Source organism: Candidatus Thioglobus sp., from assembly GCF_028599055.1.
In the GTDB taxonomy this organism is placed as follows: domain Bacteria; phylum Pseudomonadota; class Gammaproteobacteria; order PS1; family Pseudothioglobaceae; genus Thioglobus_A.
Genome location: NZ_JAQRMS010000040.1, coordinates 1 through 10,847, shown reverse-complemented (window position 1 = coordinate 10,847; position 10,847 = coordinate 1). Strand labels below are relative to the sequence as shown.

Sequence of the window (10,847 nt, the reverse complement as noted above, 5' to 3'; positions counted from 1 at the left end):
AGGTTTTAAGTATCATTTTTAGCTAAAAACCCCTTTAAAACGTTGTTTTAAAGGGGTTTTTGCTTGTTGGCATGCTGCAAAACCAGCTATTTACATAATTTGTTAAATTATTTCACAAGCCTCATCAAAACTTAGGCGCGGTCCGCGTGGATAAATTTTTGATTCATCGCCTTGACCAAGTGCACAAATAAAGATGGATTTAGTTTTCCCATCTGGAAAGAATTCTTCATCTAAAGTTGTGTTATTAAACCCACCCATTGGACCGCAATCTAGCCCTACTGCGCGAGCAGCAAGCATAAAGTAAGCACCTTGTAGTGTGGCATTCATTTCACCTGCTTGTTTGATTTTTGCGTCGTTGCCAGCGTACCAGCTGCGTGCGTCGGTGTGTGGAAACAAGAGGCCTAGCTTTTCATAGAATTCTGTGTCATAGCTAATAATGGCCACGACGGGTGCAGCCATAGATTTTTCAACATTACCTTCATCAAGATGTGCTTTTAGCTGCTCTTTTGCTTTGCTGGATTTTACAAAGGTAAGGCGCGCTGGGCAGTTGTTAGCTGCGGTTGGGCCAAATTTCATTAACTCGTAAATTTGGTTTATTTGCTCATTCGATACATCTTGATCTAGCCAGCCATTATGACTTCTAGCATTGATAAATAAAGTGTCTAGTGCGTCTTGCTCAAGCATTAAAATATCCCAATAAAATTACAAAATTGATATGCTAGATTATATATTTTTCAACGCTTCGCTCTCAGGCAAATTCAAAGACCATTTGACAAAGGTGGGAATAGAATTTAAATGCGAGGATGATGAGGGTTTTGGCTCGATCCAGGGTGAAATCGTCTCAATTGCTGATGATACAAATGATTCTATACTGGGTGAGCTGCAAGATTTATATGACGAATTGCAAGATGAGTTAGAAGCGTTATTAGAGCAAACAGATGATGCGTTAATGATGAATGCTGCCGGCATGCAAGTAACGCTTAAAGATGGTAGTATGTGTACATTGCGAGTTTCGCCAGATGTGGTTACTCGAATTTTAACGGTGTTAGAATTTGACGAATTACAAGCGTTTGTAGAGAATATTGCCAGAAGTGTTGAAAATCCAGATGATGGTCATTTTTGTCACAATATAAATAAGGATTAAATATGAAAAAGATTACTATTATCGGCTCAGGATTTGCCGGGTTAACCGCTGTTCGAACTATTCGTAAAAAAGATAAAGAGGCTGAAATTACACTTATTTCCCCTAAAGCAGAGTTGGTTTACATGCCAAGTTTGATTTGGGTGCCATCCGGTGCGGCAAGTAAAAAGGACATTGTCATTCCGCTTGATAATTTTTTCAAACGCATGAGGGTTGTGCATATTGTTAGTGAAGTTACCGGTTTAGAAAACAAGGGTAGATCAGTCATAACGCCAATTGGCACCTACGATAATGACGCATTAATTATTGCTTCAGGTGGGCGTTTTATTAAAAAACTCCCAGGAATCGAACATGCAATTACCCCTTGCGAGGGGTTGGCTAGTGCCGAGGCGATTCGTGATCGCGTTAAGTCAATGGATGGTGGTGATATCGCTATTGGCTTTAGTGGCAATCCAAAAGAGCCGAGTGCAATGCGTGGTGGGCCAATGTTTGAATTTTTATTTGGACTCGACACACAGCTGCGCGCAGAAGGACGACGCGATAAATTTAACTTGACTTTCTTTACTCCAGCTCCGAAACCAGGTGCACGCTTGGGGGAGAAAGCGGTTGATGGCTTATTGAGCGAGATGAAAAAGCGTAATATTGCCACGCATTTGGGCAATAAAATGAAAAAATTTAGCGCTGACAAAGTGGTGACTGAAGGCGGTGAATTTGACGCTGATTTAATCTTGTTTATGCCAGGTATGACAGGCAACGCTTGGTTTGACAACACCGATCTTGCACGTAGCGAAGGCGGCATGCTTAAAGCCAATAAGTTTTGTGAGGTCGAGGGCGTTGATAAGGTGTTTGTTGCTGGTGATTCGGGCTCGTTCCCAGGGCCAGAGTGGATGCCAAAGCAAGCGCATATGGCTGATCTTCAGGCAGAAGCTGCAGCTAAAAATGCACTAGACATGCTTGATGGAAAAGAGGCTAGCCACACATTTAAAATTGAACTAATGTGTATTGTTGATTCAAATAATAAGGGTATGTACGTGTCCAGAACGCTTAAAGGTGGCTTAATGCTGCCAAATTGTCGCTTAATGCATATTGCTAAAAAGGTGTTTGGCTGGTGGTACTTGCGTCAGTATCGATAGAGTTTATAGAGGTACGTTTATGTCAGATTGTTTATTTTGTAAAATTATTGCAGGCGAAATTCCGTCAAATAAAATTTATGAAGATGAGGATGTGTTTGCTTTTCATGATATTGAAGCGCAAGCGCCGCATCATTTTTTAGTCATTCCTAAGCAACACATTGCCACCCTGAATGAGGCGGATGATGCTGTATTGTTGGGAAAATTGTCATTAACGGCTAGCAAAATTGCCAAAGATTTAGGGTTTGCTGAGGATGGTTATCGCGTAGTGATGAATTGTAATAATGATGGCGGTCAAGCGGTTTATCATATCCACCTTCATTGTTTAGCTGGGCGTCAATTGCAGTGGCCTCCAGGTTAAGAAACAAACCCCTATTTTTTGTAAGCAAAACAAGCACTTAATAAGATAAAATTCTATCTTTTTTAGTGCTTCTTATTTTATTATGAGTAACGAATTCTTAGACAGACACATTGGCCCAAGTGCGGCGGATATCACTTCAATGTTGGGTAGTATCGGTTGTGATAGTGTTGAAGAGGTGGTGGCTAAAACCGTACCGGAAGCTATTTTATTTGGCAATCGTATGGCCCTTGATGAAGGGCTGAGTGAGCGCGATAGTTTAGAGTTGGCAACAAAATTAGCCAATGATAACGTCTTGGCTACAAATTTCATTGGTCAGGGTTATTACGGCACATTGATGCCAACTGTTATTCAGCGTAATATCTTAGAAAATCCGGGTTGGTATACGGCTTATACGCCATATCAAGCTGAAATTTCTCAAGGTCGCTTGGAAATGCTATTAAATTTCCAGCAAATGATTATCGACCTAACCGGTATGGATATTTCCAATGCTTCATTATTGGACGAGCCGACCGCTTGTGCGGAAGCGATGATGATGGCCAAACGTGCCAATCGTAAGAATAAATCTAATAAATTCTTAATCGATCATAATACCAATGCACAAACCATTACTATTTTGCAAACGCGCGCCAAGCCGTTAGGCATTGAGTTGGTGGTAGATGATATCCAGAGTAATGATTTCTCTGATTGTTTTGCTGCTTTGTTGCAATCACCAGGCACTAACGGCGAGGTTCGTGATTTAACGGCTGATATTGCTAAAGCCAAAGAAAATGGCGTATTAACTATTGTTGCGTGTGATGTTTTGGCATTGGCATTGATTAAAACACCTGCTGAGATGGGCGCTGATATTGCTGTGGGTAGCTCGCAACGTTTTGGTGTGCCAATGGGGTTTGGTGGTCCACATGCTGCGTATCTTGCTACGCGTGATGAATATAAGCGTATGGTGCCTGGGCGCATTATTGGTGTTTCTCAAGACGTACATGGCAAGCCAGCAATGCGCATGTCTTTGCAAACTCGAGAACAACACATTCGTCGCGATAAGGCGACTAGTAATATTTGTACAGCTCAAGTTTTATTAGCGGTTTTGGCAGCAGCCTACGGCATTTACCATGGCGCTGCAGGGCTTAAGAAAATTGCTACTAAAGTGCATGCTAAAGCCAGTAATTTGGCAAAAAGTTTAAGTGCAGCAGGATTTGAGTTGGCGGCTAATCAGTTTTTTGATACGGTAACCATTAATACAAATGAAGCTCAATCTTTGTTTGATAAAGCCCAACAGGCAAATGTTAATATTCGCTTATTGAATGACAAGCAGTTAAGTATGTCGGTTGACGAAACAACTACGCAGGCTGAACTATTAGCGTTATTAGCGATATTTTCAATTGATACATTGACTCAATCAGAGTTGGCTTTGTCAGCTGATATGATGCGTTCATCTGACTATTTAACCCATCCAGTATTTAGCCAATATCATTCAGAAACAGAGATGATGCGCTACTTAAAGCGCCTTGAGAATAAAGATATTGCGCTTAATCATTCAATGATTGCACTCGGCTCTTGTACGATGAAGCTTAATGCAGCGACACAGATGTATCCAATTAGCCTGCCAGGATTTTCAAAATTGCATCCTTATGCACCAGAAGGTCAAACTCAAGGCTACCAGCAATTATTTAAAGATTTAGAGCACGCATTGTGTGAAGTAACAGGCTATGACGCAGTATCGCTGCAGCCGAATGCTGGTTCTCAAGGCGAATTTGCAGGACTTTTGGCAATTCATGCTTATCATCAATCACGCGGGGATCATGATCGAAATATTTGCTTAATTCCATCTTCAGCACACGGCACCAACCCAGCTAGTGCGATTATGGCAGGCATGAAAGTAGTGATTGTTAAATGCGATGAAGCGGGTAATATTGACCTGGGTGATTTAAAAGCCAAAGTAGAAAAGCATGCGGATAATCTCTCAGCCATTATGGTGACTTACCCATCGACACATGGTGTATTCGAGGTTGAGATTAAGCAAATTTGCGAAATTATTCATAATTCTGGCGGTCAAGTTTATCTTGATGGTGCTAATTTGAATGCCATGGTGGGCGTGACTCGTATGGGTGAGTTTGGTGCAGATGTGTCACACATTAACTTGCATAAAACTTTTGCTATTCCACATGGTGGCGGTGGCCCAGGTATGGGCCCAATTGGTGTTAAGGCGCATTTGGCTGAATTTTTACCAGGTAACCCATTAGAAAAAGACTCTAACGCAGTATCTGCTGCCATGTATGGCTCCGCTTCAATTCTGCCAATTTCTTGGAGTTATATTAAACTCTTGGGTAAATACGGCATGCAGCGTTCTACGGAAATTGCGATTGTTAGTGCAAACTATATTGCAGACGCGCTAAAAGATAGCTTTCCAATTCTATATCGTGGCGATCAAGGTATGGTGGCACACGAATGTATTGTTGATATTCGCCCATTAAAGGAGTTAAGTGGTATTGCGGAAGAGGATATAGCTAAGCGTTTAATGGATTATGGATTTCACTCGCCAACCATGTCGTTCCCGGTGGCTGGTACGTTAATGATTGAGCCAACTGAAAGTGAATCAAAGCACGAGATTGATCGTTTTATTACCGCGATGATTAGTATTCACGATGAAATTCAAAAAGTGATTTCAGGTGAGTGGGACAAGGATAATAATCCACTTAAAAATGCGCCACATACAGCGCATGAAATGGCGGGTGATTGGGCTTATCCATACACTAGACAAGAGGCTTTGTATCCAGTTGAGTCGTTAATTACGAATAAATATTTCCCGCCAGTTAAGCGTATTGACAATGTCTATGGCGATCGAAACTTATTCTGTTCTTGTATTACCACAGAAGATTTCGAGTAGTTTACTGTTGAGACAGTTGTGTAATTGTCTCGATTATCTCGGCTGAGTCCCATTCAACACCACCAAACAATGTGTAGGCAATTTCACCTTGTTTGTTAATCAGAAAATTTGAAGGTGCGGCAAATACGTTCCAGGCTTGAATGCTACTGCCTGATTCGTCCATTAGAATAGTAAACTCTGGCTTGATGCGTTTAACAAAAGCCTCAACTTCAGCTTTGGATTCTGCCATGTCAATGGCTAAAATTTTAAATGCCACACCTGCTTTGGCCAGCTTATCTTGCAATTTATTCATACTTGGCATCTCTTTAACGCAAGGTGGGCAGTAAGTTGCCCAGAATTGCACCAGCATAACCTGGCCTTTGTACTGCTCTAGTGTATGTACATTGCCTGATAAATCTTGCAATTGAACTTGAGGGTTGTTAATTTTTCCCGAATACGGCTTTAATGATGCTGCTTGTGCAATGCCAGTTGTAATTAATAAAAGGGCTAGTAAGGTTTTTTTAGCAACTGAATTTTTCATCATTTTTTTAATTCCTGTAAATAAAATAAACTTACTTTAATAAGTCCTGATAATTGTGAGGTAACAACATCTTCTATTCTGTTTGGGTCAGCGCGCTTAAAGAAATAGCCACGAATTCCTGGGACAATTTTAGAGACAACAGAGCTGCCTGAAGCGCCTAATTTTTGCGTTAGATGGTTAACACTCCATCGATCTGGCGTTCTGCCACCTTCAAGCAACATTAGTGGAATGCCGGTAGTGCCTACTGATTCTACGTATTTTGGCTCAACACCAGGCTCAGGTGCACCATCATTAAGGCGTGGGAATAATAATATGCCACCTTTTAAGTCTTGATAATCAGAGTAAGATTTTTTCCATTGTGATGCAGCCCGCAATAGTAGTTGCGTGTCTGGGCCAGAAGCTACTAGGTAGACGTCTTTTTTGGTGGAAATGGCTTCATAGATAATATGAGTTAAATCTTCACTCGGAATCTCTGCATAGCTACTGCGAGATTTTGGCAGCATATAAGTGCCAAGCATATCAGGCATCCAAACTTCAATACCGTCATCAGCTAAGGATTGTGCCGTATCCTCTTCATGTTTACTTTTTCCATTATCACAAGCAAAGCCGATGACTAATATATCACCTTTGGCAGGAAAAACTCTAATTTCAGTCTCCTCACCAGAAGGCAATTCAACATATGTAAGCTCTTTAGCATTGGATGCACTAAGGAAAAATACAAAAATAATAAATAAACTATTTTTAATAAACATCTAATAATATTATAATATAATAATAAATATTTTACCTACTTATCTGGTTTTTGTATGAAGTCATTTATTGTATTTTGTGTTTTAATTTATCAAGCAATTATTAACAGTGTTTTTGCCCAAGACGTGTATGAACAGGCGCTGTTGTTAAAGTCAAACTTAGAGCATGGAAAAAATAGTTACAAGTTATGTGCAGCTTGTCATTTAGATAATGGCGCAGGAAAGAAGAACGGTAGTTTTCCAGTGATTGCTGCTCAGCATAAATCAGTCATCATTAAACAGCTCAAAGATATTCAGTATAAGCATCGAGACAGTCCAACCATGTATCCGTTTTCTGACGCCAAAACTATTGGCGGTGTGCAAGCTATTGCTGATGTTGCTGCTTACATAGAAAGTCTGCCAGATCTTGGTAATAATGGCTTGGGAAGTGGTGAGAGGCTTGTTCAAGGTAAAGCGCTTTATTTGAATAATTGCACCGGTTGTCATGGTCTTGATGGGCAAGGCGATGCACAACTAACATTCCCAAGAATTAAATCTCAACATTATGAATATCTATTACGCCAATTAAAATGGATGCGTGATGGCTATCGGGCCAATAGTAATCCTGATATGCTGGATTTGATTAAAAACATGAGTGATTTAGAGTTGTCAGACCTGGCAGATTACGTTTCTCGTCTTTGAGTGGTAATTTGCCTCATGCTGGATAAAAAGTTGCATTAAAATAGCTCAAAACTTAGTGGTTTTATTCTAAATTTCCAGGGGGAAAATGAGCCAAATCGGCCTTGAGCAGCAAAGCGTCGCAGAATTCTCAGAACGCGCTTATCTTGATTATTCAATGTACGTCATTCTTGATCGTGCTTTGCCGTTTGTGGGCGATGGTCTCAAGCCGGTACAGCGCCGTATCATCTATGCGATGAGTGAATTGGGGCTTAAGTCAACCGCAAAGTTTAAAAAATCAGCTCGTACGGTCGGTGATGTTTTGGGTAAATTCCACCCCCATGGTGATAGTGCTTGTTATGAGGCTATGGTGCTTATGGCCCAGCCTTTTTCTTACCGTTATCCATTTATTGATGGTCAAGGAAACTGGGGTGCGCCAGACGATCCTAAGTCATTCGCTGCAATGCGTTACACCGAATCAAAGTTGTCTCGTTATGCAGATTTATTATTAGCAGAAATTAACCAAGGCACAGCCAGTTGGACAGATAATTTTGATGGCTCACTGCAAGAGCCTGAAAATCTTCCTGCACAAGTGCCAAATCTATTGCTTAATGGCACCTCAGGCATTGCAGTTGGTATGGCGACCGATGTGCCACCACACAACTTAACTGAAGTGGTTAATGCCTGTATTGCGTTGCTTGAAAAACCTTCAAGTGATTTGGATGAAATCATGCAAATCATTCCGGCGCCTGATTATCCAACACATGCCAACATTGTATCGTCAGCAAAAGATTTAAGACAAATTTATGAAACTGGCCACGGTTCAGTTAAGATGCGCGCCACCTATCAAAAAGAAAATGGTGACATTGTTATCGAAACATTGCCATTTCAAACCTCTGGCTCTAAGGTGATTGCACAAATTGCAGATCAAATGCGCAAAAAGAAGCTACCACTGGTGGACGATATTCGTGACGAATCTGACCATGAAAACGCCACACGAATCGTTATTGTGCCACGTTCTAACCGGGTTGATGCCGATAGCTTAATGCTACACTTGTTTGCCACCACAGATTTGGAAAAAAATTATCGCGTTAATATGAATGTGATTGGCTTAGATGGCAAGCCTCAGGTTAAGCCTTTGATGCCAATGTTAAAGGAGTGGTTGACCTACAGAACTCAAATTGTTACCAAACGACTAAACTTCCGTCTAGATAAAATTTTGGCGCGATTACATATTTTGGAAGGCTTATTAGTCGCCTTCTTAAATATTGACGAAGTGATTGCCATCATTCGAGAAAACGATAAACCAAAGCCAATTTTAATAGCGCATTTCAAGCTTAGCGAGATTCAAGCTGAAGCAATTTTAGAGCTTAAATTACGCCATCTAGCCAAGCTTGAAGAGGTCAAAATTCAAGCAGAGCAAGCAGAACTTGCCGCAGAAAAAGAAAAATTAGAGTTATTATTGTCCAGCGACGCACGACTAAAAACCTACATCAAGAAAGAACTAAAAGCAGTGATTGAGAATTTTGGTGATGGGCGTCGCTCTAGTATTGTTGCTGACGTTAGTGCCGCCCAAGCATTTAATGAAGATGATTTGGTGCCGGCTGAAAATGTGACGGTTGTTTTGAGTGATAAGGGTTGGGTTAGAAGTGCTAAAGGTCATGATATTGACCCAACCACACTGAATTATAAATCTGGTGATAGTTACCTTACCAGCGTCCAAGGTCGTAGCAATAAAAATGCCATTTTTATTGATTCCACTGGACGCTCTTACTCTTTAATGGCTAACTCGCTACCGAGTGCTAGAGGCCAAGGAGAGCCACTAACTGGGCGATTATCTCCACCTTCAAGTGCCGAATTTGTGGATGTAGTAATGGGCGATGAGTCGCAAAATATTTTGCTTGCTTCTGATGCAGGCTATGGTTTTATTGCCACTATTGGTGATTTACTCTCTAAGAAAAAAGCGGGTAAAGCATCCTTAACCTTGCCAGGTGATGCCAAGGTGATGAAAGTGATTAATATCGATGATTTGGATAATCAATTTGTTGCAGTTACAACCAATCGTGGGCGTTTGTTAGTATTCCCAGTGTCGGAGTTGCCGGTGTTATCCAAAGGTAAGGGTAACAAGCTAATTCAAATTCCGGCCAAGGATGTTAAGGCGCGAGAAGAGTTTGTGGTGAGTATCTGTGTCTTGCTCGATACTCAAAACTTAAGAGTGTATGCAGGTAAGCGCCATCTAACCATTAAATTCCAAGATTTAACCAACTACATTGGCGCCAGAGCTCGTCGAGGCAATTTATTGCCAAAAGGCTATCAGGGTGTCGATTTGATTGAAGCGGTAGAATAACAATCACCCTGCGATTGGGGGTGTAATTTTTAGCTGTTCAAAGGTATAATTAGCCCTTTTTCCCAATTTTTCCGAAAATGTTCGTCCTAAAAATTGTTACAGATTTTGCTGCAGCTCATTCACTTAGAGAATATCCAGGTGATTGTGCTCGCCTACATGGCCATAATTGGCAGGTGGAAGTGCTTGTTAGTTCAAAAGTGCTTGATGAGGTAGGCATGGCAACTGATTTTAGAGAAATCAAAAAACAAACCAAAGTAGTTATTAAAAGGCTAGACCATCAGTATCTAAATGAGGTTGAGCCTTTTAATCAACTAAACCCTACGGCTGAAAATATTGCTAAGTATTTTTATGAAGAAGTGGGTAAATTAATCAACACAGAAGAGGTTCGAGTCAAAGAAGTAACCATTTGGGAAACTTTAAGAGCGTCTGTTACTTATTCGGAGGACCAATCATGAAATCTTGTGATTTGCCTGACACACAAAACAACTTAGATACTCGTCAAATCGTTATTGATCGAGTAGGTATTAAAGATATTTCACACCCGATTACTTATGTTGACCGTGATGGTAATAAATCACCAACAGTGGGTAATTTCACCATGACAGTTACTTTGCCAGAAAATGTTAAAGGCACGCATATGTCACGCTTCATTCAAATTTTGAATGAAGGACCGTGTGAATTTAATAACAGCAACTTTGGTAAAATTATTGAAAAAGTTCGTGATCGTCTAGAGTCTGATACCGCGCATATTACACTTGATTTTCCTTTCTTTAGAAAGAAAAAGGCACCCTCTTCAGGGGTTGAGTCTATGATGGATTATCAAGTTAGCTTGTATGGTTCTTTGTCTGGCGGTGAAACCGAAGTGATGATGAAGGTAGTTGTTCCAGTTACTAGCTTGTGCCCATGTTCTAAGAGTATTTCAAAATATGGTGCGCATAATCAACGCTCTCATATTACTATTAAGGCTAAAGCAGCCACGGGCAAGACTTTATACCTTGAAGATTTAATTGAATTGGCGGAGAAGAAGGCTTCATGTGAGTTATATGCCATTCTTAAACGTG

The 10,847-nt window shown here is 40.7% G+C and carries 11 protein-coding genes; 8 read left to right on the top strand and 3 right to left on the bottom strand.

The window, feature by feature from the left end; translation table 11 throughout:
• Positions 1 to 102: 102 nt before the first annotated feature.
• Positions 103 to 684 (bottom strand): malonic semialdehyde reductase, encoded by a 582-nt coding sequence (locus PSN35_RS04045; protein WP_300029815.1) that lies wholly within the window; start codon positions 682 to 684, stop codon positions 103 to 105.
• 31 nt (positions 685 to 715) lie between these two features.
• Here PSN35_RS04045 and PSN35_RS04040 point away from each other — a divergent pair, with 31 nt between their 5' ends.
• The 4 genes from PSN35_RS04040 (at position 716) to gcvP (ending at position 5,513) form a co-directional block, all read left to right on the top strand.
• A complete protein-coding gene (locus tag PSN35_RS04040) occupies positions 716 to 1,144 on the top strand; it encodes a hypothetical protein (protein ID WP_300029812.1) in 429 nt (142 codons plus the stop codon).
• 2 nt (positions 1,145 to 1,146) lie between these two features.
• The gene (locus tag PSN35_RS04035; RefSeq protein ID WP_300029809.1) at positions 1,147 to 2,274 is read left to right on the top strand and encodes an FAD-dependent oxidoreductase; all 1,128 of its coding nucleotides are present in this window, start codon (positions 1,147 to 1,149) and stop codon (positions 2,272 to 2,274) included.
• Positions 2,275 to 2,293: 19 nt separating this feature from the next.
• On the top strand, positions 2,294 to 2,632 hold the full coding sequence (locus PSN35_RS04030; protein ID WP_300029807.1) for a histidine triad nucleotide-binding protein: 339 nt from the start codon (positions 2,294 to 2,296) through the stop codon (positions 2,630 to 2,632).
• An 82-nt stretch (positions 2,633 to 2,714) separates the two neighbouring features.
• Positions 2,715 to 5,513, top strand: a complete 2,799-nt coding sequence (gene gcvP, locus PSN35_RS04025) for an aminomethyl-transferring glycine dehydrogenase (RefSeq protein ID WP_300029804.1) — start codon at positions 2,715 to 2,717, stop codon at positions 5,511 to 5,513.
• Between the two features lies 1 nt (position 5,514).
• Here the strand turns inward: gcvP and PSN35_RS04020 are convergent, their stop codons facing one another.
• Both PSN35_RS04020 and PSN35_RS04015 read right to left on the bottom strand, forming a co-directional pair.
• Entirely contained in the window at positions 5,515 to 6,036 is a 522-nt protein-coding gene (locus tag PSN35_RS04020; RefSeq protein WP_300029801.1) for a TlpA disulfide reductase family protein, read from the bottom strand.
• The gene (locus PSN35_RS04015; RefSeq protein WP_300029798.1) at positions 6,033 to 6,785 is read right to left on the bottom strand and encodes a hypothetical protein; all 753 of its coding nucleotides are present in this window, start codon (positions 6,783 to 6,785) and stop codon (positions 6,033 to 6,035) included. Before PSN35_RS04015 ends, PSN35_RS04020 begins: the two co-directional genes overlap by 4 nt.
• Before the next feature lie 54 nt (positions 6,786 to 6,839).
• On the opposite strand from PSN35_RS04015, the gene PSN35_RS04010 reads away from it, so the two are divergent.
• From PSN35_RS04010 to PSN35_RS03995, 4 genes are all read left to right on the top strand, one after another.
• Positions 6,840 to 7,463, top strand: coding sequence for a c-type cytochrome (locus PSN35_RS04010; RefSeq protein WP_300029796.1), 624 nt, complete (start codon positions 6,840 to 6,842; stop codon positions 7,461 to 7,463).
• 85 nt (positions 7,464 to 7,548) lie between these two features.
• Positions 7,549 to 9,786, top strand: coding sequence for a DNA topoisomerase IV subunit A (gene parC, locus PSN35_RS04005; RefSeq protein WP_300029793.1), 2,238 nt, complete (start codon positions 7,549 to 7,551; stop codon positions 9,784 to 9,786).
• Between the two features lie 77 nt (positions 9,787 to 9,863).
• On the top strand, positions 9,864 to 10,241 hold the full coding sequence (queD, locus tag PSN35_RS04000) for a 6-carboxytetrahydropterin synthase QueD (RefSeq protein WP_300029790.1): 378 nt from the start codon (positions 9,864 to 9,866) through the stop codon (positions 10,239 to 10,241).
• On the top strand, positions 10,238 to 10,847 hold a 610-nt coding region (locus tag PSN35_RS03995; RefSeq protein WP_300029787.1), incomplete at its 3' end, for a GTP cyclohydrolase, FolE2/MptA family. The genes queD and PSN35_RS03995, both read left to right, overlap by 4 nt.

What these genes read in the sequence shown, in the direction of transcription:
- PSN35_RS04045 (WP_300029815.1), bottom strand. Translation starts at nt 684, where the DNA reads ATGCTTGAGCAAGACGCACTAGACACTTTATTTATCAATGCTAGAAGT.
- PSN35_RS04040 (WP_300029812.1), top strand. Translation starts at nt 716, where the DNA reads ATGCTAGATTATATATTTTTCAACGCTTCGCTCTCAGGCAAATTCAAA.
- PSN35_RS04035 (WP_300029809.1), top strand. Translation starts at nt 1,147, where the DNA reads ATGAAAAAGATTACTATTATCGGCTCAGGATTTGCCGGGTTAACCGCT.
- PSN35_RS04030 (WP_300029807.1), top strand. Translation starts at nt 2,294, where the DNA reads ATGTCAGATTGTTTATTTTGTAAAATTATTGCAGGCGAAATTCCGTCA.
- gcvP (WP_300029804.1), top strand. Translation starts at nt 2,715, where the DNA reads ATGAGTAACGAATTCTTAGACAGACACATTGGCCCAAGTGCGGCGGAT.
- PSN35_RS04020 (WP_300029801.1), bottom strand. Translation starts at nt 6,036, where the DNA reads ATGATGAAAAATTCAGTTGCTAAAAAAACCTTACTAGCCCTTTTATTA.
- PSN35_RS04015 (WP_300029798.1), bottom strand. Translation starts at nt 6,785, where the DNA reads ATGTTTATTAAAAATAGTTTATTTATTATTTTTGTATTTTTCCTTAGT.
- PSN35_RS04010 (WP_300029796.1), top strand. Translation starts at nt 6,840, where the DNA reads ATGAAGTCATTTATTGTATTTTGTGTTTTAATTTATCAAGCAATTATT.
- parC (WP_300029793.1), top strand. Translation starts at nt 7,549, where the DNA reads ATGAGCCAAATCGGCCTTGAGCAGCAAAGCGTCGCAGAATTCTCAGAA.
- queD (WP_300029790.1), top strand. Translation starts at nt 9,864, where the DNA reads ATGTTCGTCCTAAAAATTGTTACAGATTTTGCTGCAGCTCATTCACTT.